This window comes from Streptomyces sp. NPDC001415, assembly GCF_053597395.1.
The window spans coordinates 338,851-363,948 of the sequence record NZ_JBSFIE010000004.1; the positions used below are offsets into that span (position 1 = coordinate 338,851).

Here is a 25,098-nt window from a genome sequence, read left to right on the forward strand (position 1 = left end):
CCTGCTCATAGTGGCCTTCGCTGACCGCGGTCCACGGCGAGCGCCTCGGGGCGGGCCAGGCTGGCGCCGCCCACCCCCGACGAAGCCCGTGCCGCCGTCCAGCCCGCCTTGGCCGCAGCAAGCTCCAACTCCTCCGGATGGCCTACGAAGTCCGCGGAAGTGGAGGTGCTCGGAGCGGCCGCCAGAAGCTCGATGGCGTGGGACGCCGTTGGGGGCAGCCCCTCAGCGAACGCCCCCGTCAGGTCGTCGCCGGGACGGACCACGAGGACGCCCCGGTTGGTGACCCCTACCGCGGGCCTGACGACGAAGTCCTCGGGATGTCGGGGTGGTCGCGCGTGAAATCCCTCAGCTGGTCTGGCTTGGCCCTCGGATCCAGGACGCTCTGCGGGCCGGCGACACGAGGTGCCGCCAGCCGACTACGTGAGGCATGCCGGTGGCAGCGAACCCCGTAACCGTGTCCTGTATCAGACCAAGATCGTTCACTCGGCATGAAGACCACTAGGCGCGCAGTCGCCGTTCTCGCCCTCGCCGCTCCCATCCTGGCCTTCGCCGGGATCGCACACGCTGCCCCGCAGACCGGGACTGACACGCCACCACCGGCCGCCAGCGGGCCCCGCAGCGGCGTGCCGGTCCCTGGGGACGCGGCCAAAGGTGGCCTGCCGACGTACACCGTTGCCAACGCCGTGCCCGGCGGGCTGCCGGGCGAACTGCTCGGCAGGCTGCTCGGTGGGGCTCCGGAGGTGGACTGAGCGGAGGGCGCAGCCACCCGAAGGAAGATCGCTCCGGTTCTTCCCGAGGGGCGGCAACGGCAGTGCCGCCAGGCCACGTACGCACTGACACTTTCCCGTCGCCCAACAGGGACTACTCCGGGTCGGTGCAGTTCCGGAACACGGCGTGATAGCGGCCCGTGGCTCCGACGCGGTCCTTGCCGCGCTGCGCGTACGCGACGATTTCGGCGGGGTGCCGAAGCGGGGCGCGCTGGGTGAGGGCCGCGGGCGGGCCAGTCCTGCCTTGCCGCGCAGGGTGCCCACCCGGGGACTGTAGCGAGCAGCATGAGAGCCAGAGCCCGCGTCTGAACCGACCGACATCCGTCGGCTACTGGTCTGCCCTGGCGGATGGAAGCTGATGACGCCGTGTTTGGCGAGAGCATGCCTGTGGCCCCCGCCGGGGCGGGGGCCACAAGACACAGTCGAACTACAACAGCCCGTCACCCATTGAGTCGGAGCGGTCCGGCGCGGAGTCACCCATTGCGTCGGGGCGGTTCTGAGCGGAGTCACCCCGTCCGTCGGGGCGGTTCGGCCCGAAGTCGCCCATTGTGTCGGGGCGTTCCTGAGCGGAGTCACCCCGCCCATCGGGGCGGTCCTGGGCGGAGTCGAGCTGACTGACATCGTCAGTCATCCCGTTGGCGGCGTGCTGGCCGGTACCGGTGGCATTGCCGTCGTCGTCGGCGGCTGCGACGCCCGCCCCGCCCAGGATGGTGACAGCGGTCAGGGTGGCGGCGGCTAGGACGGTACGGATACGCATGGGAGCCCTTTCGGCATGGTCTGATCGGACAGGAGAGGAGTGCCCCCCTGCCCTCCGGTGCACAACTTCGTACGTAGCGCTCCCACCCGAATGAGTGAGCGACTCTGTTGGGGATCTCGCAACTTCGAGGTCATTCCTCCTGGCGCCCCCAGAGGGCCGCGCCGGGGTAGTTCACGGGCCTCGAAGATGGCACAAGACAGGAACAGGGGGCCTGGCCTTACCGCATGGCAGCCCTGTCGGATGGGTGCGGATCGGCCCGTAAGGCCATCATCGCGCCGACCGTGCCGACCCGCGAGCGACCTCGGAACCGTCCTGCCGGTCCCGGCGCGGGCCCGGCGCCTCGCGTCCAAGCACTGTGCCTGATGAAGGGATGGCCCCGCTGCTCCGTGCGAAGCAACCGCGTCCGTCCGCCCGGCCGGGGTCGGGCCAGTCGTTCGTACGGCCCTTGAGGCGCGGTACGTCGAAGGGGGCGGATGTCGCGGCCGTGCGTGGCAGCTTAGAGGTACTAGAGGTAGTGGTCCGGGCCGGGACTCAACTGTATGACCGCCGCCGCGGGCAGGCCTTTGCCGGGTACCTGCCAGTCAGCGCCCGGCCGAGCGGTAGAACTTCCACTTCGCGCCCGAGCGGACCTCGAACCGAACCCCTTGTTCTGCACCCACACGTGCCGTCAGCCGGCCACCCAGGTGCTGATGTCCTTGGCGTCGGAGGTGAGCGGCGCGGTGAATCGGGTGCCAGCGCCACCGAGTTGTCCGGCGGGGTGACCTCGCACTCGGCCACCTGGGCTGGGGCGGTAGTCCAACTGCCGCTATTCACAGGGCAGTTGCGGAATAGCCCGCCTGTCGCCGTGTCGATCGTCGTGCCGGCTTGAGCCGCCGAGGACCACGGTGCCGGTCGACGGGGTGGGCAGCTTCTCGGCGATGGGCTGCCAGTTGCGGCCCCGGCCCTGGAGCGGAATACGCCACCGTTGGCGCCTGCCGCGTGGACGTGGCCCTGGTCGCGCGGTCGGCCCGTCGCCCGCTCAACGGCAGGTCGGCGCCCGGCAGCGCGGAGTCCCGGGGGCCGTGTGTGGTGACCGTTCCCCGGGACTCCTGTGCACTTCCACTTCCTTGACCGGCCGGTTCAACGACCGGCCGCGGCCGAGGTCACCCTGACCACCTACACCCAGTCCGCGCCGAGCTCGGCGAGCTGCGAGCCGCTGTTCGTTCAGCTTGTCGCGGCGGCCCTTCTGGGTGAGAGCCGCACCCCTGGCCGCACCTCATGGTTCTGGCCGTCGGTGACGGTCCATTGGGTGTGCCGACGCGGGATGGATCACGATGGCTGTTCCCCGCCGAACGCCAAAGGCTGCACAAGGGCCTGTACTTCTGTGAGCCGGGCTCGGCGGCCGAGGGGTCAGAGCAGCTTCTGCGGGCCCTGATACTGGTTGACGGGTGCGACGTTGCACGCCGCCTTGGGGCCGCCGAGGAGGTGGCCGCCGATACCCTCGCCCTCAGGCATCGGTACGGCGCAGCGAAGGTCGGCGCTGATGAGCGGGGCACCGTAGGTGTTGAGGATGCCGCCCGCACCACCCGCGATGACGGTGTCACCGTTACGGGTACCGAAGTCGCGGGTGTCTGCTGAGGCGGGCACGGCGACGGCCATCGTTGCGGCAATGGCGAGGGCCGTCCCGGCGAGAACCTGCTTGATCACGTTGTGCTCCCATTCGGTGGATCAGAGAGAGTGGCAGGCCTGCCCCGTGGGGAGACTTGCCGCCCCTGGAGGGCCACGGCCGGGGCGCGGCGTGTGACACGACGCCTCGCCGCGTTGCCGCAACGTCCCGATAGCTCCGCTGTCAAGACGCTCCGGCGCCTTGCGGTGCACCGCACCAGACGCCGTACCCCTGGCCGACCCTGAGCCACCGGACACCTCCTCGGCCCGGGAACACGCAGAACACGCCACAAAGTGCGCCCGTTAAGACCAAACCGGACACCTAGGAGGTGAGGGCTGATGTGTCCACATTCCGTCGGTGACCCACGGGGTCACGGGCGCAGCCTCACCCTGAAGCGAACGTTCTTGGCCGCCGTTGCCACCGGCCCGGACGTGCGTTTCCGGCACCCCGGATCGCAGGGCGGGGCTCTTGAACGCACAGGGTCCCGGGGCCGTGTCCGGACCCCGGGACCCTTGTGCACTCTCCAATGCCCCAGGCTCAACGGCTCTCCGCAGCCCCGGTCACCCTGGTTCCCCCACCCAGCCCATTGCGGGTTCCATGGGCTGCGCGGGCCGCTGTCAGTTCAGATTGCGGTGTGGGGTTTCCTGGCTGGGTCCTGGTGGGCCCTGATGGGAGGCTCGTACGCCGAGTGGTGTCAGAGGAGCTTCTGGGGAGCCTGGTACTGGTCGACGGGCGCGATGTTGCACGCGGCCTTGGGGCCGCCGAGGGCGTGTCCGCCGATGCCCTCGCCCTCGGGCAGCGGCACCGCGCAGCGAAGGTCGGCGTTGATGAACGGGGCGCCGTAGGTGTTGCCGATGCCGCCCGCCTCACCCGCGATCGTGGTGTTTCCGTTGCGGGTCGCGAAGTCCGAGGCACCCACGCCGCTCATGGCACCGGTGCTGCTGGCGGTCGGGCCCGCAGCTGCGGCGAGGAGGGTCTGGAGTGCGCTGGTGGGGATCTGGACGGGGGTGGTGTTGGCCTGGGGCTTCGGGGTCTGTGCGGAGGCGGGCGCGGCGACGGCCATCGTTGCGGCGGTGGCGAAGGCTGCCCCGGCGAGGATCTTCTTGATCACGGTGGTGCTCCCGTTCGGTGGGTCAGAGAGGGGTGCCAGGCCCGTCATGGGAGCCTGTCGTCCCTGGAACGAGGGACCTGCGTAAAACGTCACGAATTGTGCCCATTTGGGCCAACGCCCAACTCACTTGCGCAGCAGTCACAGGCCCCGGGCGCTCCTCGACATCCCTGCCGGTCCCACCGGGCCGGGCGGGAGGACGGGCTTTCGGTGGTGGGCCCGCTGTACGTCACGGCCTGTGCCACGACTGTCGGACCGCAGAAGCCATCGCGGTGGCCGTCGGCACCAGCGGCACGGACACACATCCGGTACTCCGCCCGACCAGGGGTACGCCGGGGGACTGATCAGACCCCGGGCCCCTCGGTGCACTCCCCACCGTGATCTTGCCCCGGGTCCAACGAACCCCGCAGCCTGGTCACCCCGCTTCCCCCGCCCGGCTCATACCGAGCCGTGCGAGCCGTGAAGGCACCCCCAACCCGTCACCCTCGTCTGAGCCGGGGACTCGCTTTTCAGCGCGGCCACCTCGCCGAACGCCCCGAAGCTCACGCAGCCTGAACTCCCCCACCATCCACAGGATTTGAATGTCCCTCGGCTTTCACCGCGCCAGGCACACCGAACAGCGGAGGTAGGCATTTCTGCGGTGATCGCCCCCTACCGCCAACCGCTTCGCAGACCAGGGAGACCCGCCGTCCCTCGCCGTCCCGACACGGCTCAAGCGGGCCCGCGGCGATAGCGGCAGCGTCCGGCGTGATGTTCACGGTTGTTCCGCGCGGTGCTGAACGAGCCCTGGGCCGAATCGACTTGGCCGCCGCAGCCGGACGCGGGCCCCGATCCTCGGCCGCGGCACCCGCGGTTCGCCTTCCTCGCGCCCCGGAAAGGCGGCGCCGGACGCGCGCCGCGCGGTAGAGCGGACGCGTGCCACTTCGTATACACGACCATCAGGTCGGCGCCACCGTCGCGCGGGCGGATGCCGGCGTTCTCCAATCCATGAGGGCGGCGCCGCTCCCGGCAGACAACTGCCGTGCTACAGACCGGAGTTGAGCCAGGCGGCTCACGGTGATCAGGATACGGCTGCGTCGGCCGACGGGTCCGGTCGAAGCCGGGGCTCAAGGAAAGTGGCCGGCGGAGCGCCGGCCGCGGAGCGAGGCTCGGTCCAACCCGGACGTGTCGGCTCGGGAGAACTGAAGCAAGGGGTGTCGCTGTCCAGGGGACTGCGTGGGTCTGTGGTCACCCGCCCAGTCTCCCCTATGCACAGACCCCAACCAGCAGGCGGCCGGCTTCGGTGGCCGCCTGCCCGCCCCCGCCCGGGACCAAGCGCCACAATCCGCCCGCACCTGCGGCTCCCCTCGTAGTGCGCGGGCCGCCGCGCGCTCGGACTTCGGTGCGGACTACTGCGACGGGGGATCTCCGGTTACCCGTACGCGTGCAGCTTCTGCAGGGCGGTCAACGCCAAGTGCCGGGAGCGCGCTTGCCCTGGGTACGGCCCTCTGTGAGCTGCCGCAGCACTTCCGTGCCCTTGCCCGACGCGCCAAGCCGAGACAAACAGCAGATCGCGGGGCCTGGAATGGGCTGGGCGGGGGAAGCGGGGTGACAGGTGCCGCGGAGCGTCGTTTAGCCGGGCGGAGATGCACAAGGGTCCCGGGGTCTGAACCATTCCAGCCCCCGGGGCCCCGCACGTTCACGACGTCGTCGACCGGTCCGGGGCAGCTGACATGCGCGTCCTCACCGGTGGCATCGGCGACGAGGACGTTCGCTTCTGAGGACGTTCGCTTTTGCGGATGCGCTGCGGCCCGGGAAGGCGCAGCCTGGTCCCGTCAGAGGTCGGTCGCATCTCCTTGCGACGCCGACGACTGGTTTCACCGAACGGCCACCCACGGCTGGAGCAACAGCCGCCGACGGCAACGGTTTAGACACTGCACTTACGTGCGGATGCCTCCGCATCAGGCTCTGAACCGTCAGGCGGACAGAGGCCGGGGCGGACGGCCAGCCACCATCAGGGCTGCGAGGCGCGCATTGGCCCAAATGGGCATCATTTGTGACGTGTTGTGCAGGTTCCTCGTTTAAGGGGTGCCTGGTGGATCAGGGTTGGACAGGCGCGGAGTCTGGTGCGGTGCATCGCAAAGCGTCGGAGCGCCATCGACGGCGGAGCTGTCGGGGCGGTTCGGCAACGCGGAGAGGTGCGTGCCAGACTCCGCGCCCCCGCCCGTGGTCCACCTCCCCCTCGGGGCGGCAGGTGTCCCCCATGGCGGGCCTGTCAGCCCTAGCTGATTCACCGAATGGGAGCACAACCGTGATCAAGCAGGTTCTCACCGGGGCGGTTTTCGCCACTGCCGCAACGATGGCCGTGGCCGCGCCCGCCTCGGCAGCCACCATGGGGCCCGAGGCCAAGAGCACCCCCACCAACGCTCACGAGGCCATCCGCGCCGCCCGTGTCGCGTCGGGCACGACCGTGAGCGGCACCGGTGCCACGGACTTCGGGACCCGCAACGGTGACACCGCCATCGCGGGCGACGCGGGCGGCATCCTCAACACCTACGGCGCCCCGCTCATCAACATCGACGGCCGCTGCCTGGTGCCGCTGCCCGAGGGCGAGGGCATCGGCGGACACCTGCTCGGCGGCCCCAAGGCCGCCTGCAACATCGCGCCCGTCGACCAGTACCAGGCCCCCCAGAAGCTCCTCTGACCCCTCGACCGTCGACCCCGCATCCACAACACCACAGGCCCTCGCCCAGCCCGTAACGTCCAGCCCGAGCAGCAGACTGCGATCCCGTGCGAGCAGCTCGCAACGGGCTGGGCGGTGGAAGCGGGGACGGGGCCTACGGAGCGTCAATTGCGCCCGGGGCCCGGGGGTCAGGACCGAGAGTGCCCCACGGGTCCCGCGGGCCGGACACGGCCACGGGACCCGGCACACTCAGCACCCCGCCGGCCGGGCCGGGGCCCCGGACATGTGCACATACGCATCCAGGCTCCGGTGGCACCGGCTGCCCAGAACGTTCACTCTCGGGCGCGGCCCTGCTTGAGTGCCCATGATCAGGATGCGCGATCACGGGCACTCGGCAAGAGCCGCGCCCTTCGCGTTCGCGGGTGCGCCCGTAGCCCGGGACAAGCCACCGACGGACAGCGGACGCACCAGCCCCACCCACGCGTTGGTGTACGCGTTGGTCCGAATGAGCGCACTTTGTGACGTCGTCTGCACGTTCCTCGTTCCAAAGGGCGGCAGGTTTCACAAGGCGGGCCTGCCATCCTCACCGATCCACCGAATGGGAGCACAACCGTGATCAAGCAGGTTCTCGCCGGGGCAGCCTTCGCCACCGCCGCAACGATGGCCATCGCCGCGCCCGCCTCGGCCACGGCACACACCACCGGTCCCCAGCCCCACAAGACCGCCGCCAACGCGATTCAGAACCTCCTTGCCACTCCTCTTGGCCAGAGCCCGACCACGAGCGGCACCGGCACCGGCTGCGGCTGCATCGGTGACGCCGTCAGCGGCATCACCGGCACTGGGACTGGCACCGGCACTGGCACCGGGACCGGCACTGGGACTGGGACGGGGACGGGGACCGGTACTGGCACCACCACCGGGGCCGGTGGCAGTGGTGGCGCCAGCGCCGGCACCGGTGCCACGGACTTCTCGACCCGCAATGGTGACACCGTCATCGGTGGCGAAGAGGGAGCGGGCGGCATCCTCAACACCTACGGCGCCTCGCTGATCAACGTCGACGGCCGCTGCCTGGTGCCGCTGCCCGAGGGCGAGGGCATCGGCGGACACGGCCTCGGTGGCCCCAAGGCCGCCTGCAACATCGCGCCCGTCGACCAGTACCAGGCCCCCCAGAAGCTCCTCTGAGCCCTGCCCCACCGTCGCTCGCCCCGTGCTGCTGCCCGCACGCCCTCAGTTGTGGGCAGCAGCACGGGGCGTTGGCGCGTTTTCAGGCTGACAGCACGGCTACGAGTACGGCGAAGGAGAGGCGCCAGGCCCCAGCCGGCAGAGGCGGCGCCTGTGCCACGTCCCCGCAATGGCCCCCGGACCATCACGTCCAGAGGAATCCCCGCCACCCTCGCGCCGCTGTCGCCGTTTGCCGCACTCGGGCCAACCGCGCTGGTGCACACCGGACCACCTCGGTTCAGCCACGGACCACAACGGACCACACAGGACGCGTCGCGAGGCATTGCTGTGGCGGGGGATGGCTCTCCGGTCGGCGGTGTCCATTAGAATTGAAGAGTTCTTCAATTCCTTAGTTGCCGTGGTGATCAAGTCACGGGGGAAGCGGTCGGGTAGTGGGCGGGTTCGCCGAGGCACTGCAAGAGCGCGTGCGCAACGCGCAGGAGGCGCTGAAAGCAGCCCTGGAGGCGGAGGACGCCTACGAGGTGTCGCTGGCCCAGGGCGAACTGGAGGATGCGCTGCGGCTGGCCCGGAAACACGGGATCGACGTCGGGGCGGAGGAAGGGTGATGGGGGTGCCGGTTCCGCTGTATCAGGCGAAGGCGGAGTTCTTCCGGATGCTGGGGCACCCGGTGCGTATTCGGGTGTTGGAGCTACTCCAGGACGGGCCGCTGCCGGTACGTGATCTGCTGGCGGCGATCGAGATCGAGGCGTCGAACCTGTCCCAGCAGCTGGCCGTGCTGCGCCGCTCGGGCATCGTAACGGCGACCCGGGAGGGCTCAACCGTGGTGTACGAGCTGGCCGGCGGCGATGTCGCGGAGCTGCTGGCGGCGGCGCGGCGGATCCTGTCGACGCTGCTGGCCGGGCAGCAAGACCTGCTCGCCCAGCTGCACGAGGCAGAGAAGGCGGTCACCCCGTGACGGGTACGGGCTGGCTGAGGTCCTCGCAGGGGGAAGCCGGGGGCGGCGGTGGAGCACGTCCCGCCCCGGACACTGCGGCATGTCTCGTCGGTACCGGTGGGGCCGCAGGCGGTGGCGCGGGCCCGGGAGGCTGAGGCCGGGCGATTCGCGCAGGCGGGGGTCGCGCCCAGATCCGCGTTCGCCGATGCGGTGCTGCTAGCTGTCAGTGAACTGGTCACCCATGTGGTGCGGCACGCGCCGCGTTCACCCTCCGCCTGTGTGGGGGTGACGGTCGGCTCGGGACAGCTGGTGCTCCGGGGAACTCAGCTGTGAACCGGCCTCAAATGACCGAGGGGAAGATCTTTCTTATGCGGTTCGAGGTCCTCTGGTGAGGCTTGTGATGTTCGTGACGACTGTGGAGGTGACGCGATGAGCGACGAGACCACCGATGCGCGGCCGATGCGCGGCAAGAAGGCCGCGAAGGACGAAGAGAAGCAGAAGGAGAACGGCGTCGCGCTGCGCGCCTTCTTCTACATCTTCGGCACGCACCTGTTCGCCGGGTTCGTGTGGCTGCTCTTCTATGTCGGCGAGCACGCACACAAGTAACGAACGGCACGAACGGACGACCGTCACGATCGCGATCGAGGGCGGTCGCCTCCAGCCGTCCAGAGCTGTCCATCAGACAAGAGGCGACCGCCGGTCCAAGGCCCTCGTTATGAGGGCGCTTTGCGGTCCGGCTGCGCGGCACGCAGGTCGGCCAGCAGCTCGGCCTGTCCGGCCAGGACGCCGGAGAGGATCGAGCGGGCCACTTTGAGGAGGTCGGCCAGTTCCGGGCTGACCAGCGCGTAGGAGACGGTCGAGCCTTCCCGGCGGCTGACCACCAGGTTGGCCCGGCGCAGCACGGCCAGCTGCTGGGAGAGGTGGGCGGCCTCGACGCCGACCTCGGGCAGCATCTCGGACACCGTGTGGTCGCGCTGGCTGAGCAGCTCCAGCACCCGGATCCGCACCGGGTGGCCCAGGGTTTTGAAGAACTCGGCCTTCAGTTGATACAGCGGCGCGCTCACCGTGCCGTCCCCTCTCCGGTGCAGCACTGCGGCCGCTCCAGCCGGTCCTTGGCGCATCGTATCCACCCACACATCACGAACATGCGGCCCATCTTCGCGCGCGAAACCGGCCAGGCCGAACCCGCGCACCGAGGCGGAACCGTGGAATTTACTTGGTGACGACCTCAGGAGTTGCTAATATTAGCAACTCCATAGGTATGGTGAGGGAGGCTTGCGTGAGAATCACCCCGCTGCGTGGCCAGGGCGTCGCCTGGCTCAAGTGCCCCTCCTGCCACCTCAAGTGCCGGCCCACCGCCGTCGGAGCGGACGGACTGTGCCCGCGCTGCGGCAAGGCCCGCATGCTCAAGCTTGCCTTCGGCGGCCGCACCGACCCTCAGCCACCCGCCGCCGATGAGTCGCACGGCCGCTGACCGGCCCCATGCGGGAACACATCTGGTGGGGGGAACAGCCGGGCAAGGGCGTTCGCTTCGAATGGGGCATGCACGGCGCGGTCCGGCTCGCCGACCCGGACGGCTGCCTGGTGGTCGTGGACGTGCTGTCGTTCTGCACCACGGTGAGCGTCGCCGCCCAGCTGGGCACCCGTGTCTACCCCTGCGCACCCGGCGATGAGATCGCCGCGGCCTACGCACGCCGCGAAGGCGCGAAGCTCGGGGTCGCCCGCCACGACGTGACCCCCAAGGCCCCGTGGTCGCTCTCCCCGGCCGGCCTGCGCATCGCGCCTCCCGCCGCGCGACTGGTGCTTCCCTGCCCGGACGGCTCGGCCATCGCCGCCCTGGCCGCCACGACGGGGGCCACCGTCGTGGCGGCCTGCCTGCGCAACGTGGAAGCGGTCGGCAGCTGGCTCATCGCCCAGGGGTACGGAACCTCGGCCCGCCCCGTCACCGTGATCGCCGCAGGCGAGCAGTGGCCAGGTGGCAGCCTGCGTCCCGCGACCGAGGATCTGCTCGGGGCGGGAGCCCTCATCGCCGAACTGGCCGCCCAGGGAGCCGGTCCCCTGTCCATAGAGGCGGCCACCGCCAAGGCCGCCTGCGAGGGCACCGCCGACCTCGGCATGGCCATCGCCGCCTGCGGCACCAGCAGGCGGCTGGCCGCGCTCGGATACGTCGAGGACGTCGTGATCGCCGCGGGCGTGGACTCGTGCAGCGTGGTGCCCGTCCTGGACTACGAGGGAACGTTCGTCTCCGCCCGCTGACCCTCACGCCGACGAGGGCAGCGGCCCGCCCGTCGTCCGCGGCGGGACCTTCTTCCTGCCGCTCGCCTACCGCGGGCTCTGGTTCGCCGCGTTCCGCTCCTCGGGCCAGTCCGCGGTACGCCACTGACGCTGTTCCTCGGAGACCTGGTGTGCGGTGAGCGCGGCGGGCAGGTCGCAGTGGACGAGGATCGGCGGGCACGTACCGTCGGGGACGATGGAACCATCGGCCGGGATCGCCGCCAGTTCCAGGGAACGCCCCTGTACGGCGAGTAGTTGGGCGGCCTGGGCGATGGCGAGCTGACCGCCGGCGGACCAGCCGCGCAGCTCGGTCAGGTCGAGCACGACGGGTCCGGTGCCGCGCGCCGTCACCCAGCCGACCGCGCCGGTGAACCGGTCGACCGCGTCGCCGCCGAGGTGCCCGGCGACGGACAGGATGCCTAGGTTGTCGTGGGTTGTGTAGCGCCACTGGATGGTCATGCTCGCTGCCTCATTCGTGCCGGGACCCGCGGGAGTTGACGATGTTCACAGAGGGAGGGTGATCCAGATGCTTTTGCCCTTGCCGTCCGCGTCACCGCGTACGACGGCGGTGCCGCCCAGGCCGAGGGTGAGTTCCATGACCATGCTCAGCCCGCCGCCACCGGTGCCGCTGAACGCGGCGAACAGGGCGGGCTGGTAGGGGTGGCGGTCGTGGACGGCGAACGCGAAGGCGTCCTCGCCCGCCGCGTAGATCACGGTGAGGGTCGGGGAGAGGTCGGCGGCGTGCCGGATGCTGTTGGTGACCAGCTCGCCGAGGATCAGCAGCGCGGGGTCGACGACGGGGTGACGCCGGGCGATGCCCCATTCGGCCAGGACCTGTTCGGTGGTCTCGCGGGCGATGCGGACGGCGGAGCCCATGGCGGGCAGGGTCAGCACGTGCCGGTGGGGCAGGGTTTCGAGCGGGATGGTCATCGGACGTGCTCCTGGGCGCTGGTGCGGGCCGCGTGGGCGGGAGGGGCGGGCATGACTCCGGCGCCCTCCAGGTAGGTGCGGGCTCCGGCGATGGCTTCGGGGGTGGTGGTGTACTCGCGCCCCTTCAGGCGCAGCAGCTCCAGCGCGCCGACGGAGTCGAGGACCTGGCGCTGGCCGGGCCGTATGCCGGAGGTCATCACCGCGATGCCGCGCCGGTGCAGCTTCTGCACCGCGTCCTTGAGGACCAGGGCGCCGGTGGCGTCCATCGTGGTGATCCGCGACATGCGCAGGATGACGACCCGGACGTCGGCGACCTCGCTCAGTTCGAGGAGGAAGCGGTGCGCGCCTGCGAAGAACAGCGGGCCGTCGAGCCGGTAGGCCACGATGTGCTCGGCGAGCAGCGCGTGCTCCTCCGCGCTGTGCTCGCCGGGCAGGTCGGGGATGAAGTCGACCTGGTCCAGGCGGGCCTGTTCGGCCACCGCCCGCAGGGCGAGGGCCCCGGCCACCACCAGGCCGATGATCACCGCGTACACCAGGTCGAGGGCGAGCGTGGCGGCGGCGGTCAGGGCGAGTATCAGCGCGTCCGAGCGCGTCGCCTTCGCCATCGCCCGCAGCGAGCCGACCTCGACCATCCGGACAGCGGTCGCGATCAGCACCCCGGCCAACGCGGCCAGCGGGATCTTCGAGACCAGGGGTGCGGCGGCAAAGACGATCACGGCGAGGACAGCGGCGTGGGTGAGCGCCGCGAGCCGGGAGGAGGCGCCGGTCCGGACGTTCACCGCGGTCCGCGCGATGGCACCGGTCGCGGGGACGCCGCCGAACAGCGTGGCGGCGATGTTGGCCAGGCCCTGCCCGAACAGTTCCTTGTCCGGATTGTGCTTCTGACCCACCGTCATACCGTCCGCCACCTGCGCGGAGAGCAGTGACTCCAGCGCGGCCAGAGCGGCCACCGCCACGGCCGGGGCCAGCAGCGAGCCCACGGCGGACAGGTCGAGGAAGCCGAGGGAGGGGGCCGGGAGGCCGGACGGCAGATCACCGATCGGCTTCGCGGCATCCAGGTGGAACACCTGGGCGGCCATCGTCGCGGCGATCACCGCGACGATCGAGAACGGGACGGTGGGCCGCAGCCGCGCCCCGACCGTCATCAGCACCGCCACGCCCAGGGCCAGGGCGACGGCGGTCCAGTTCGGCGTCCGGACGAATTCCTCGATGGCCCGCCAGGTCACCACCAGCACCTTGTCGCCCTCGGGCTTGGCCACCCCCAGCGCGTTCGGCACCTGCTGCAGTCCGATCACGCCGGCGATTCCGAGGGTGAAGCCCTCCACCACCGGCGCGGGCAGGTACCGCATGTACTGGCCCGCCTTGAGCACCGCGAGCGCGACCAGCATCAGCCCCGCGATCAGCCCGACCGTGAGGACGCCTGTCGGCCCGTGCTTGGCGACGATCGGGACCAGGACGACGGTCATCGCCCCGGTCGGCCCGGACACCTGGAGGTTGGACCCGCCGAAGACCGCCGCGAGCGCGCCCGCGACCACGGCGGTCGCGAGCCCGGCCTCCGCGCCGAGCCCGGAGGAGACGCCGAAGCCGAGAGCGAGGGGCAGCGCGACGATCGCCACGGTCAGACCGGCCAGCAGGTCACGGCGCGGGCTATGGCCCATCTCGGCGAGTTCGGCGCGGGTGGGCAGCAGGGCGCGCACCGGGTTCCCTACCCGGACCCGCAGCATCCGGGTCAGCGAGGTGTTCACGTCGCGGCGACCTCGGCGTCCCGCAGCTCGGTCAGGAGCTGATGCTGCCCGGCCAGCATCTCGGTCAGGATCCGCCGCGCGGCCCGCATCAGGTCGGCGACGTCCCCACCGGCCAGCTCGTACACCACCGTCGAGCCCTCCCGGACGGAGGTGACGATCCCGGAACGGCGCAGCACGGCCAACTGCTGTGACAGGGCGGACGGTTCGACCTCGATCGCGGCGAGCAGATCCCGTACCGGCATCGGCCCGTCCTGGAGCAGCTCCAACACCCGGATGCGCACCGGGTGCCCGAGCATCCGGAAGAACTCTGCCTTGGCCTGATACAGCGGAACCGACACGAGCACCTCTCCTCACATGCAGCACCGCGTCCCCGGCTGTCCAGGGCGCAGCGCATCACAGCATCTATTGAATTGCATAATTTTGCAATTCATGGATCGTGATGTGACACTTTCGTCGTGACCGAGAACCTGCCCCCCTGCCCCACCTGCTCCAGCGCCTACACCTACGAGATGGGCGCGCTTCTGGTGTGCCCCGAGTGCGGCCACGAGTGGTCGCCCGCGGCCGCCGAGGCCGCCGAGCCCGCAGCCGCCCAGGACGGGGTGATCAGGGATGCGGTCGGCAACGTGCTGGCCGACGGCGACACGGTCACCGTCGTCAAGGCCTTGAAGGTCAAGGGCAGCCCGAGCGGAATCAAGGCCGGCACCAAAGTCCGCAACATCCGTCTCGTGGACGGCGTTGACGGCCACGACATCGACTGCAAGATCGACGGATTCGGCCCCATGCAGCTCAAGTCCAGCGTGGTCAAGAAAGCCTGACCCGGCGCGCCGGCCCCTCGCGGACCGAACCCGGACACAGGTGGTCCCGTCCTCAGCGGAGGACGGGACCACCTATTTGTCGGACCGTTACACGGCGAACGAGGGCCACGGCCAGCGGTGTACCCGGTACGGCAGCCACCAGGCGAGGTTGCCGGCCCGTCCGGCGAGGCTTTCGCCGACCAGGTCGTCGAGCACCTGAGCCGGTACGTCCTCGGCCGGGCAGCCTGCCGACAGTTGCTCCACGGCGTGGAGGTAGGCGAGGTCGTGGAGGGTGAAGCGGAGCAGCGAGCCGCCGGTGCGCCGGTCGCGCACCTGGATGAAGCCGGGGCCTTTGCGGTAGACGCACTTGCAGAGGTAGAACGTCTCCTTCCACTGCTGCCGGATGTCGTCCGCGTCCGGGGTGTCCAGGACGGCGCGTGGCGGATACAGGTGGTTGAGCGAGCGCCAGATCTCGGGGTCCGCGCCGAGCGAGATCTCCCAGTCGACCACCAGGCCCCAGCTCGTCAGCTCGGCGACGAGCAGCATGGTGGTGACGATGGGGCGGGCGCCGGTCCCACCGGACAGGTCGGCGGGCCGGTCGAGCGCGACCCGCCGGGCCCCACTCCGGTAGAGCTCGGCTGCGAGCTCGGCCGGACCCGGGCCCGTGGGACCGGCCGCGATCCGGGTGGCGGATCCCATCCAGGGCAGTTGCAGTACTTCCTCGTCGTGGTCGCGCCAGGTGGTCAGGGAGAGCGGAGTGCTGGTGGTCGTGGGCATGAACGGTGCTCCTTGGGTCCGCTGCGGGCGTCCGGGTCAGGCGGCCGGCACCGGTGCCGTGCCGGTGGTCCCCTCCGGGACCTCCTCGTGTGCCTCGGCGGCTGTTTCATCGGGGTCCTGACCGTCGGAGGTGCCCTTGCGCCGGGTGTCGAAGATGCGCTCGAAGCGCAGCAGCTCCTGGTTGTTGGCGTAGGGCGCGATGTGCACCCACTGCCCGTCGTCGGTGAAGACGACGCCGAGCCGCAGCCACTCCGCCAGGACGGCGTCCACCTTGGCCTCGGTGGCCTCGCCGCCGAGCTTGTGCAGCAGGCCCGGCACGCTGTGCGGCTGGTCGAGCAGTCGGAACACGGCGACCTCGAACGGGTCGTGCAGGGTCAGCGTGGTCCAGTCGAAGTCCTTGCGGCGGCTGATCAGGACGATGCGGTCGTCGAGGTCGATCATGCTGAGCCGGCTCTGCACGTGCTCCTGCTGCCAGCGCGCGCCGCCCGCCTTGAGCGCGTCGCTCGTCTCCTCGTCGATGCCCTGGTGCGGCGCGGTGAACAGATAGCCGAAGTCGAGCATCTCCGACTCGGGCAGGTCGTAGTTGCGCCGGTACTGCGCATCGGGCTTGAGCGGGTGGAAGCCCAGCGCGGGGTTGTTGAAGTTGGGGCTGAACCGCTCGGTGACGATCCTGGCCACGCCCTCCATCGGCGCCAGGTGGTGCAGCGCGGGGAACTGCGCGATGACCGGCAGGTAGTCCTCGGGCTGCTCGCCGGGGAAGCCGTGGAGGTAGTTCCACGACACCGACAGGCCGACCGTCTCGGCGTCGCGCAGCATCCGGATGTTCAGACAGCCGGAGACGCCCTTGTCCATCAGTTTCAGGACCCGGCTGTTGAGGCTCTCGATGCCGGGCTGCACGTTGACGAGCCCCGCCTGGTAGAGGGTTTCGAGCTGCTCGCGGCGGAGGTTCGACTTGATCTCGTACTGCAGCCGCAGGTCGTATCCGGACTCGCGCAGCCTCGGCAGCACCGAGGACAGGTACCGCATGTCGAGGATGTTGTCGACGACGTACATGTCGAGCACCTGGTGCCGTTCGACCTGCCGTACCACCTCGGCGTAGAAGTCGTCGGGGCTCTTGCTGCGGAACTCCATGAACGAGCCGTTCAGGCCGCAGAACGTGCAGTGGTGCTTCTCGCCCCACCAGCAGCCGCGCGAGCCCTCGACCACCAGTTTCGGCTCGACCCAGTCGCGCGCCGAGGACGCTTCGAGGCGGGCGAAGTAGCCGTCGTAGTCCGGCGAGACGATCTCGGCGGGCCTCAGCGGCTTGGTGCTCATGGCGTTGACGACGATGCCGTCCCCACCGCGCCAGCAGAGCCCGGGTATCTCGGCGAGGACCGCCGGATCGGGCCGCTCCTTGTCGAGTTCGCGCAGCAGCGCAGGGAAGGAGTGCTCGCCCTCTCCGCGCACCACGGAGTCCACGAAGGCGAAGTTGCGGTGCATCGCCTCCCCTTGGGGACCGTCGCAGTTGGCTCCGCCGAAGACGATGTGTGTTCCGGGCGCCGCGCGCTTGATCGCGCGGGCGGTGGCCAGGGCGGCGGTGTTCTGCTGGAAGGTGGAGGTGAAACCGACCACGTCGGGTTCGAGGGCGAGGATGCGTGAGGTCAGCTCGGCGATGAACTCCGGTGCCTCCCGGTGCAGTTCGATGCTGAGCTCGCGGTCCGCGTCCTCCAGCGGGATCTCCTCCGTCATCTCGGCGATCCGCCACTCGGGATCGTCGTAGAGCGCCGAGGAGAACACCCAGTCGCCGAGACCGCTGAAATAGCTGTCCAGGGCGAGCAGGTTGAACTGGGCGAGGCTGAACTCCCGGCGTTCGGTGAGCCAGTCGACGTAGTCGAGATTGCCGTGCACGACGGTGACCTGCGCGTCCGGAAGGGCGTTCGCGGCCGTGCGGCGCAGGATGCCGGTCGCGAGGGACGGCACATCGAGGAGGGCCCAGGGCATGTTGACGATGACGATGTTCACGTGGACTCCCGGCCTTTCGAGGCGTACGGGGCTTGCCGTGTTCGGGTTCGATGGCGGACGGAACGGCCGGGACGGCCGGCAAGTGGCTGTCCCGGCGTTCCTCCCCCGGACGTCAGGCGCTGACGATGATGATGATGATCGGACGGTTGGCCCGTGCCTGATTCTTCAGGTCGAGCGGGTCGTTGTGGACGATGGTCTTCCGCATGTCGTTCACCCCCTTCCCCTGGCTGGAACGGTGGGCCGCCGGGCCGTGCCGGGCACAGGTCGGCGGAGTCGGTGGGTGCTCACAGGCCTTCGCGGCGGCTTGTCCCCCTGGGGCGTCAGCCGTTGATCATGACGACGATGATGATGCGCGGCACGTAGGCCCGTTCGTGCGCGGTGGTGCTGCGAGGGTCGTTGTGGACGATGGTCTTCCGCATGTCGTTCACCCCCTTCCCCCGTTGGAACGGTCCGCCGCCGGGCACGGGTCACTCGCGGGTCGGCGGAGTGGGTTGCCGCTCACAGCGCCTCCGCCGCCACCCGGCCGCCGAGAGCGGCGCCGAGGAAGGTCACGACCCTGATCAGGGCGGTCGCCTGCGACTGGACGGCCCGGCTGTCGTGCCCGGTGTCCAGTTCGAGCAGCTCCGGCTCGGCGCCGTGCGCGCGGAGCGCGTCCGCGTAGGCCACGATCTGCTCCGGCGGGCACTTCACGTCGTTCCGACCCGCGATGAGCAGGACCGGGGCGCGCACCCGGCCGGCGTACGTCATGGGCGACGACTCGGCGTAGCGGTGCGGCACTTCGTCGGGCGTGCCGCCGAACAGCCGGGTGTCCAGGGACCGCAGTGCCGAGGTGCCCGCGCGGAACGCGGCGACGCTGTCGGCGACCGGGTGGACCGCCGCCCCGGCCCGCCACAGCTCGGGCTGGGTGCCGAGGGCGAGCAGGGTCAGATAGCCGCCCCACGACCAGCCGGCCAGCGCGGTGCGCTCCGGGTCCGCGAGGCCCGCCCGCACCAGGTCGGCGCGGACCGCGGCCAGGTCGGCGACCTGTGTCAGGCCCACCCCTTCGTCGAACGCGTTGCGCCAGGCGGGCCCGTAGCCCGTGGAGCCGCGGTAGTTGACCCGCGCGACGGCGTACCCGGCGGCGGTCAGCAAAGTGACCGTCGGGTCGTACGCGTCACGGTCCTGCTCGAAGGGGCCGCCGTGCACCAGGAAGACGGTCGGCCACGGCCGCGACCGGTGGGCCGGGGCGGAGAACAGCGTGTGGACCGGGCCGCCGGAGCCGGGCGTCCACCGGTCGGTGACCTCCACCGGGGGGCCCGCCGCCACCGCCTGCTCCCCCGGCGGCCTGCGCCCCGAGGACGTGCGGAGCACCGGAGGCGTCGCGGTGTCCGTCCAGATGTAGTGGAGATCGGCGCCCGGTCCGGTACGTCCCCGGGCAGCGTCGGCGACCGGCTGCATCCGTGCGTCGAGCACCGTTCCCGGCGGTGTCGCCAGCGGGATCCGGCGCCGCCGCGGCAGGTCCACGACGGTCAGCGTGGAGCGGCCGTGCCGGTCCTGGCGCACCAGCACCCGGCCGTCGGGGCACCAGCTCGCCGAGATCTCGGTGTCGCACCGGCACCACCCGGCGATGCGGACACCGCCCGCGAGCGACCAGGTCCCCAACTGGTAGCCGCCGTTCCGCTCCGCCACCAGGAGCAGCCGGGGCGACCCCGGATCCGGGCTGAACCCCAGCGCCCACAGCGGGTGCCGGGTCCCCGACAGCGTGGTGATGGGACGGCCGGAGCGGTCGAGCACGCGTACCGCGGCCGGGCCCGTCGGCTCACCGCAGACCGCGAGCAGGGTGCCGTCGGTGGACAGGTCGGCCAGCTCGCCGTGGCCGGCACCGGCCAGGAGCGTGCGTACCTCTCCCTCGGGCGTCCGCAGGTGGAGCGACAGGCCGTCCGGGCCGAGCAGGCCCACGGCGGCGGTGCCGTCGGCGGCCATCGCGAGCCCGCCGTGCGCACCCGGCGCGACCCCGGGCAGCGCGGGCGTGTCCGCGCCGCCCTCCCACGGCTGCAGCAGCCACCGGCCGCTGCCCGTCGGGCCGTCCTCGAACCACCAGACGGTCCGGCCGCGCGGGTCCACGTCGGCGGTGTCGGTGCCGAGCCCGGGGCGGTCGGTGACCTGCCGTACCGTGCCCTGCGCCAGATCCCAGGCGAAGACCTCGCAGTGGTCGTCCGCCTCGCCGACGAAGCAGCCCCGTTCCGGGGCGAGTTCGGCGATCGTGGGCAACAGGGCAGGGGCGACGCGCAACTGCATCTCCACCTCAGTCTCCTCGGCTCGGGGCGGTCGGCGCGGGTTCGGCGGACGCTTCGGCGGGCGGCCCCGCTTGGTCCAGATGGCGGCGGCCGGTGCGGGTGTAGAGAGCCAGAGCGGAGAGGCAGCCGGCCAGCACCCAACCGACCGCCGCCGGTTCGAGGAGGCCCGTCAACAGGCCCGCGGTCGCCGGCGCTGCGAGCTGCAGCGCATTGGCCGCGCCGGTCATGACAGCCCCGGCGCGGCCCTGGAGTCCGGGCGGGATGATCGCGATCGCACGGGTCTGGAACAGCACGCTGAGGACCGGACCGATGAACAGGGACATCCCGAACAGAGCCCCGTACATCCACAGCGACCCCGTCGTCCCCAGCGGGGCGACCAGCGCCACCATCGCCCAGGAACAGCCCGCGATCAGCGTGCCCGGGGACACCCGGCGCAGTATCCACGGCGTCACCAGCGCGCCGACGAGACCGCAGCCGCTGGCCAGGCTCAGCATCAGACCGACGGACGAGGCCGAGGACCCGTGGAGACGGGACGCGATGAGCACGAAGTAGTAGACGGCGGTGAACACCGCGTTCACCCCGGCCCCCCAGACCAGGGCGAACCGCAGGAACGGCTGACGCCACAGGAAGCGCAGCCCCTCCATGGCCGACTCGCGGAACGACTCCACGGGGCCGGGCCGCACGGGAGCCGACAGTTCGGTCCTGATCGACCGCACGCACAGCGCCGCCCCGACGTAGGACAGCGCGTTGGCGGCGAACGGCGCCCACCGGGCGAGCTGGTAGAGCACCCCGCCGAGGAGCGGGCCGAGCAGCGCCGCCCCCTGGTCCCTTGCCTGCAGCGCCGCGATCGCCCCGCTCGGGTCCTGCAGCGGCAGGATGGCGCGGATCGCCCCGCGCGCGGCGGCGGCGTACGTCGCCGCCGCGCCGCTCTCCAGGACTGTCACGGCGAACAGCAGGGGCAGCGTCACCGAATCGGCGACCACGGCCACGGTGAGCGCGCCGAACGCGACGAACGACACGGCGGCCGAGACCAGCATGATCCGCCCCCGCGACCGGCGGTCCGCGACCACCCCGGCGACCGGGCCGAGCACGGTCTCCACGGCGACCGCGACCGTGCCGAGCAGCCCCGCCACCGCGGGACTCCCGCCGACCGTCAACACCAGGAGCACCAGGACGAGTTCGGCCGCGTGCGAGCCGAGCCGGTCCGTGGCACCCGCCAGCCAGTACAGCCGGAAGTCGTGCCGCCGTATGGCTGCCGCATCCGTTTTCGGCTTGCTCAACGCAGCCCCCGTCCTCGGCGCGGTCGCCGCACACCCCGTGCGGCGAGGGCCCGTCCGGACGACGTCTGCGCCCCGGTGGTGACCCGGCGTACGCCTTCCGGCTCGTGCCGCGCATCACTGTGTCCGGGACGACGAGGGGAAACCTTGGGGAATCCTTGAATCGGCTGTGAGGAGCCTGTACGACGGGAGGGCGGCGGTGTCCGCGGGCTCCGGGGGGAGCGGTCGGGATGACGGTGGAATTCGGTCTGCTGGGCAGCATCGAGGCACGCATCGACGGAAGGCCCGCCCCGCTGGGTCACGCCCGGCAGCGAGGCGTCCTCGCCGCCCTCCTCGTCGACATCAACCAGCCGGTGACCGTGGGCCAGTTGGCCGAGAGGGTGTGGGGGGATCGGCTGCCCCGACAGGCCCGCGCCACCCTGCACGGATACGTCTCGCGGCTCCGCCGGGCCCTGGCCTGCACCAGCGAGGCGGGTATCAGCCGCGGCAGCGGCGGCTACGTCCTCACCGCGGCCGACACGGTCACCGTGGATCTGCACCTCTTCCGCGGGCTGCTCGTCCGGGCCCGTGCCGCCGAGGACGACCGGCGCGTCGTCGCCCTGTACGAACAGGCCCTGCGGCTGTGGCGCGCGGAGGCCTTCGCCACCATCGACACCCCGTGGGTCAACGCTCTGCGCGAGACCCTGGAGCAGGAGCGGTTCGCCGCCCAACTCGACCTGGATGACATCGAGTTGAGGCTCGGAAACCACGCGGCACTGCTGCCCCGGCTGGCGACAAGGGCCGCCGCTCACCCGCTGGACGAACGGCTCGCCGGGCAGGTGATGATCGCCCTGCACCGCTGCGGCCGACCGGCCGACGCGCTGGACCACTACCAGTGCATGCGGCGCCGATTACGCGGGGAGCTGGGCATCGAACCGGCTCCGGCCCTCCGTGAGATCCAGGCCTCCATCCTCCGCCAGGACGCCCCTCCCCGGCCCCCGCCCGCCGTCAGAGTGCACACGCCACCGGCCCAACTCCCGCTCTCGGTGGCCGCGTTCACCGGGCGTGATCTCGAAATCGCCCGCCTCGACCACCTGTTGAGCGACGGCGCCGCACGGGCCCCGGCCCCGTCCTCGGTGGTCATCTCGGCGGTGGAGGGCACTGCCGGAGTCGGCAAGACCGCACTCGCCGTGCACTGGGCCCACCGGGTCCGCGACGCCTTCCCCGACGGGCAGCTCTACGTCAACCTGCGTGGCTTCGACCCAGGGGGCGCGGCGGTCAGCCCGGAGGAGGCCGTGCGCGGGTTCATCAGCGCTCTCGGGGTGCCGCCGGGCCACGTGCCGGCCGGACTCGATGCGCAGACCGGTCTCTTCCGCAGCCTGATGGCGGACCGCCGCGTCCTGGTCCTCCTCGACAACGCCCGCGATGCCGACCAGGTGCGCCCCTTGCTGCCCGGCGCCCCCGGCTGCCTCACCCTCGTCACCAGCCGCAACAGACTCACCAGCCTCGCCGTGGCCGAGGGCGCCCAGCTCCTCACCGTCGACCTGCTCACCCCCGGCCAGGCCCAGCGCCTGCTCACCGGCCGCCTCGGTATGCGCCGGGTCGCGGCCGAACCCGCAGCCGTAGAGGAGATCGTCGCCCGTTGCGCGGGGCTGCCGCTGGCCCTCGCCGTGGTGGCCGCCCGTGCCGCCGCCCAGCCCGGCTTCCCGCTCGCCCTGCTCGCCGAGGAACTGCGCCGGGACGGCAGCCGCCTCGACGCCCTGGACGGCGGCGACCCCGCCTCGCAGGTACGCGCGGTGTTCTCGTGGTCGTATCGCACGCTCGGTCCCGACGCCGCCCGGATGTTCAGGCTGCTCGGCCTGCACCCCGGACCAGACGTGGCAGCACCCGCCGCCGCGGCCGTCGCCCATGTCACCCAGCCGCACGCCCGCGCCCTGCTCGCCGACCTGACCCGGGCCCACCTGCTCACCGAACACATCCCCGGCAGGCACGCCTTCCACGACCTGCTGCGCGCCTACGCCATCGAGCTGGCCCACGCCCACGACCGGGACCGGCGCGAGGCCACCCACAGGATGCTCGACCACTACCTGCACACCGCGCGCACCGCCGACGCCCTGCTCACGCCCCAGCCCAACCCGATCGCGCTGCCGCCCGCCCGGCCGGGCGCCGCACCCCAGGAGCACGCCGACCACCAGCAGTCCCTGGCCTGGTTCACCGCCGAACACCGGGTGCTGATCGCCGCCGTGGAGCAGGCGCGCGACGCCGGATTCGAGCCGCACGCCTGGCGGCTCGCCTCGACGCTCACCACGTTCCTGGACCGGCAGGGGTACTGGCAGACGCTCGCCGCCGTCCAGACCACCGCCCTCGACGCCGCCCGGCGCCAGGGCGACCCGGCGGGGCAGGCCGACGCGCACCGCGGCCTCGGCCTCGCCCATGACCGCCTGGACCGCCCCGAGGACGCCCGCGCCCACTACCTGCTCGCCCTGGACCTGTTCGGCGGGCTCGGCAACCGCACCGGACAGGCCCGCACTCACCAGCACCTTGCCCGGATGTCCGAGTCCCGGGGCCGCCGCCGGCAGGCCCTCGAACACGCCCACCACAGCCTGGGGCACTACCGGGCCGTCGGGGACCTGGCCGGGCAGTCCGCCGCCCTCAACCACATCGGCTGGATCCTCGCCCATCTCGGCGACCACCAACAGGCCCTGGAACACTGCCGCCACGCCCTCGCCCTGGCCCAGCGGGTCGACGACCTCAACGGGCAGGCCCACATCTGGGACAGCCTCGGCTACATCCACCGAAGGCTCGGCCAGTACGACCAGGCGATCGGCCACTACCGGCAGGCCCTCGCCCTGTTCCACCGGACCGGCGACCGCCGCAGCGAGGCCACCGGACTGGCCTGCCTCGGCGAGACCCACCGCGCCGCCGCCCACGCCGACGCCGCCCGCGAGGCTTGGACGCGGGCGCTGGAGATCACCCACGAGCTGGGCCTGCCCGACGCCGACCCGCTGCGCACCCGCATCCTCCACCTCCTCGGCCGGCCGAGGAGCCCGGATCAGGGGCGGTCGTTGTTCAGCCCGTACACCTCCCAGGTCCCGTCGTCGACGTAGGGCAAGAGGACTCGTGCGGCACCACCGCCACCGGACACAGGCTGTGGTGGATCACCGAGTGGGCAACCGGCCCCAGGCGTCCGCCACTTGGGATGCGCCGGCCGATGACCAGCAGGCTCGCCTGGGTGGAGGCCATGAGCAGGTGGTGGGCCGCACGGCCGTGGACCGTCCGTTCCGTCACGTCCGTGTCGGGGAACTTGTTCCGCCAGGGCGTCAGTGCGGCGGCCAGGGCGTGCGTCTTCTCCTCTTCCGGGTCGATGGCCGATCCGGACGGGGCCAGGGGCACCGTCCAGGTGTGCAGGGCGTGCAGGGGTGCCCGGCGTGTCGCCGCGGCGTAGAAGGCGTACTCGATGAGCTCGTCGCACGGGTGGTCCACGTCGATGCCGAGGACGACCGGGCGGTACGGTCCGGCCGCCGAGCCCCCGTGCTCGTCCTCGGCCCGCTCCCCCGCCCTCACCAGGACGACCGGGCGGGTGGCACGGGCGGTGACCGCCAACGCGACCGACCCGACGAGGAATCCGGCGAAACCGGTGAAGCCGCGGGATCCCAGGACCAGGGTCTCGGAGGACTCGGCCGCGGCCAGGAGGGCCTCGACCGGCGGTCCGGGCACCTGGCGGCGGACGATCTCAAGGGTGGGGTGGGCGAAGGCCAGCACCCGAGCCGCCCGGTCCACAGCGTGTGCCACCCGGTCGGCCGGGACGTCGAGTTCGGGCAGCCCGGTGCGGGCTTCGGGCCCGTCGCCGGCGTGGAGGAGCTGGAGGGACAGTCCGCGGCGGAGGGCTTCGCGGGCGGCCCAGTCGGCGGCGTCCAGGCTCTCGACGGAGCCGTCGACACCTGCGGTGATGATGCGCTGCATGACGCACCTCCTTGGTGCGATGGGTTG

Annotated in this window: 24 protein-coding genes; 10 read left to right on the forward strand and 14 right to left on the reverse strand. The window is 71.4% G+C overall.

Annotated features, from left to right (window positions below; all coding sequences use genetic code 11):
- Window positions 1-5: 5 nt before the first annotated feature.
- Entirely contained in the window at window positions 6-263 is a 258-nt protein-coding gene (locus ACWC2B_RS07690) for a hypothetical protein (RefSeq protein ID WP_450715530.1), read from the reverse strand.
- A gap of 225 nt (window positions 264-488) precedes the next feature.
- On the opposite strand from ACWC2B_RS07690, the gene ACWC2B_RS07695 reads away from it, so the two are divergent.
- Entirely contained in the window at window positions 489-749 is a 261-nt protein-coding gene (locus ACWC2B_RS07695; protein ID WP_450715531.1) for a hypothetical protein, read from the forward strand.
- Window positions 750-1,194: 445 nt separating this feature from the next.
- Here the strand turns inward: ACWC2B_RS07695 and ACWC2B_RS07700 are convergent, their stop codons facing one another.
- The 3 genes from ACWC2B_RS07700 to ACWC2B_RS07710 form a co-directional block, all read right to left on the reverse strand.
- A complete protein-coding gene (locus ACWC2B_RS07700; RefSeq protein WP_450715532.1) occupies window positions 1,195-1,524 on the reverse strand; it encodes a hypothetical protein in 330 nt (109 codons plus the stop codon).
- Window positions 1,525-2,913: 1,389 nt separating this feature from the next.
- A complete protein-coding gene (locus ACWC2B_RS07705; RefSeq protein ID WP_450715533.1) occupies window positions 2,914-3,210 on the reverse strand; it encodes a hypothetical protein in 297 nt (98 codons plus the stop codon).
- Between the two features lie 653 nt (window positions 3,211-3,863).
- Window positions 3,864-4,280, reverse strand: a complete 417-nt coding sequence (locus ACWC2B_RS07710; protein WP_450715534.1) for a hypothetical protein — start codon at window positions 4,278-4,280, stop codon at window positions 3,864-3,866.
- A gap of 2,287 nt (window positions 4,281-6,567) precedes the next feature.
- On the opposite strand from ACWC2B_RS07710, the gene ACWC2B_RS07715 reads away from it, so the two are divergent.
- The 5 genes from ACWC2B_RS07715 (at window position 6,568) to ACWC2B_RS07735 (ending at window position 9,661) form a co-directional block, all read left to right on the forward strand.
- A complete protein-coding gene (locus ACWC2B_RS07715; RefSeq protein WP_450715535.1) occupies window positions 6,568-6,960 on the forward strand; it encodes a hypothetical protein in 393 nt (130 codons plus the stop codon).
- 591 nt (window positions 6,961-7,551) lie between these two features.
- Window positions 7,552-8,121, forward strand: a complete 570-nt coding sequence (locus ACWC2B_RS07720) for a hypothetical protein (protein ID WP_450715536.1) — start codon at window positions 7,552-7,554, stop codon at window positions 8,119-8,121.
- Window positions 8,122-8,552: 431 nt separating this feature from the next.
- Window positions 8,553-8,726: a hypothetical protein gene (locus tag ACWC2B_RS07725; protein WP_450715537.1), complete on the forward strand. Its 174-nt coding sequence runs from the start codon at window positions 8,553-8,555 to the stop codon at window positions 8,724-8,726.
- 5 nt (window positions 8,727-8,731) lie between these two features.
- A complete protein-coding gene (locus ACWC2B_RS07730) occupies window positions 8,732-9,076 on the forward strand; it encodes an ArsR/SmtB family transcription factor (RefSeq protein WP_450715576.1) in 345 nt (114 codons plus the stop codon).
- A gap of 438 nt (window positions 9,077-9,514) precedes the next feature.
- Window positions 9,515-9,661, forward strand: coding sequence for a DUF6126 family protein (locus ACWC2B_RS07735; RefSeq protein WP_450715577.1), 147 nt, complete (start codon window positions 9,515-9,517; stop codon window positions 9,659-9,661).
- Window positions 9,662-9,768: 107 nt separating this feature from the next.
- Here the strand turns inward: ACWC2B_RS07735 and ACWC2B_RS07740 are convergent, their stop codons facing one another.
- Complete coding sequence (locus tag ACWC2B_RS07740; RefSeq protein ID WP_450715538.1) at window positions 9,769-10,119, reverse strand: ArsR/SmtB family transcription factor; 351 nt, start codon at window positions 10,117-10,119, stop codon at window positions 9,769-9,771.
- Between the two features lie 215 nt (window positions 10,120-10,334).
- On the opposite strand from ACWC2B_RS07740, the gene ACWC2B_RS07745 reads away from it, so the two are divergent.
- Both ACWC2B_RS07745 and ACWC2B_RS07750 read left to right on the forward strand, forming a co-directional pair.
- Window positions 10,335-10,529: a hypothetical protein gene (locus ACWC2B_RS07745; protein WP_450715539.1), complete on the forward strand. Its 195-nt coding sequence runs from the start codon at window positions 10,335-10,337 to the stop codon at window positions 10,527-10,529.
- Between the two features lie 8 nt (window positions 10,530-10,537).
- Entirely contained in the window at window positions 10,538-11,311 is a 774-nt protein-coding gene (locus ACWC2B_RS07750) for a 2-phosphosulfolactate phosphatase (RefSeq protein ID WP_450715540.1), read from the forward strand.
- A 66-nt stretch (window positions 11,312-11,377) separates the two neighbouring features.
- On the opposite strand, the gene ACWC2B_RS07755 is transcribed toward ACWC2B_RS07750, so the two are convergent.
- Genes ACWC2B_RS07755 through ACWC2B_RS07770 form a run of 4 tightly spaced genes read right to left on the reverse strand, consistent with a single transcriptional unit; the run spans window position 11,378 to window position 14,342 of the window.
- Window positions 11,378-11,788, reverse strand: coding sequence for an anti-sigma factor antagonist (locus ACWC2B_RS07755; RefSeq protein ID WP_450715541.1), 411 nt, complete (start codon window positions 11,786-11,788; stop codon window positions 11,378-11,380).
- 45 nt (window positions 11,789-11,833) lie between these two features.
- On the reverse strand, window positions 11,834-12,259 hold the full coding sequence (locus ACWC2B_RS07760) for an ATP-binding protein (protein ID WP_450715542.1): 426 nt from the start codon (window positions 12,257-12,259) through the stop codon (window positions 11,834-11,836).
- Window positions 12,256-13,983: a SulP family inorganic anion transporter gene (locus ACWC2B_RS07765; protein WP_450715578.1), complete on the reverse strand. Its 1,728-nt coding sequence runs from the start codon at window positions 13,981-13,983 to the stop codon at window positions 12,256-12,258. The genes ACWC2B_RS07760 and ACWC2B_RS07765 overlap by 4 nt, the downstream gene beginning before the upstream one ends.
- Window positions 13,984-14,000: 17 nt before the next feature.
- Window positions 14,001-14,342, reverse strand: coding sequence for an ArsR/SmtB family transcription factor (locus tag ACWC2B_RS07770; protein ID WP_450715543.1), 342 nt, complete (start codon window positions 14,340-14,342; stop codon window positions 14,001-14,003).
- Between the two features lie 117 nt (window positions 14,343-14,459).
- Here ACWC2B_RS07770 and ACWC2B_RS07775 point away from each other — a divergent pair, with 117 nt between their 5' ends.
- Window positions 14,460-14,819 (forward strand): zinc ribbon domain-containing protein YjdM, encoded by a 360-nt coding sequence (locus ACWC2B_RS07775; RefSeq protein ID WP_450715544.1) that lies wholly within the window; start codon window positions 14,460-14,462, stop codon window positions 14,817-14,819.
- Between the two features lie 87 nt (window positions 14,820-14,906).
- Here ACWC2B_RS07775 and ACWC2B_RS07780 read toward each other — a convergent pair whose 3' ends face one another.
- From ACWC2B_RS07780 to ACWC2B_RS07795, 4 genes are all read right to left on the reverse strand, one after another.
- Window positions 14,907-15,575, reverse strand: a complete 669-nt coding sequence (locus tag ACWC2B_RS07780; RefSeq protein WP_450715545.1) for a DUF5825 family protein — start codon at window positions 15,573-15,575, stop codon at window positions 14,907-14,909.
- 36 nt (window positions 15,576-15,611) lie between these two features.
- Window positions 15,612-17,576: a RiPP maturation radical SAM C-methyltransferase gene (locus ACWC2B_RS07785; RefSeq protein ID WP_450715546.1), complete on the reverse strand. Its 1,965-nt coding sequence runs from the start codon at window positions 17,574-17,576 to the stop codon at window positions 15,612-15,614.
- Window positions 17,577-18,074: 498 nt separating this feature from the next.
- Window positions 18,075-19,853: a S9 family peptidase gene (locus ACWC2B_RS07790; protein ID WP_450715579.1), complete on the reverse strand. Its 1,779-nt coding sequence runs from the start codon at window positions 19,851-19,853 to the stop codon at window positions 18,075-18,077.
- Between the two features lie 7 nt (window positions 19,854-19,860).
- Window positions 19,861-21,132, reverse strand: coding sequence for an MFS transporter (locus tag ACWC2B_RS07795; RefSeq protein WP_450715547.1), 1,272 nt, complete (start codon window positions 21,130-21,132; stop codon window positions 19,861-19,863).
- A 227-nt stretch (window positions 21,133-21,359) separates the two neighbouring features.
- On the opposite strand from ACWC2B_RS07795, the gene ACWC2B_RS07800 reads away from it, so the two are divergent.
- Complete coding sequence (locus tag ACWC2B_RS07800) at window positions 21,360-24,215, forward strand: BTAD domain-containing putative transcriptional regulator (RefSeq protein WP_450715548.1); 2,856 nt, start codon at window positions 21,360-21,362, stop codon at window positions 24,213-24,215.
- Here the strand turns inward: ACWC2B_RS07800 and ACWC2B_RS07805 are convergent.
- Entirely contained in the window at window positions 24,178-25,071 is an 894-nt protein-coding gene (locus tag ACWC2B_RS07805) for a universal stress protein (RefSeq protein WP_450715549.1), read from the reverse strand. The two genes, ACWC2B_RS07800 and ACWC2B_RS07805, sit on opposite strands and share 38 nt — an antisense overlap.
- Window positions 25,072-25,098: the final 27 nt, after the last annotated feature.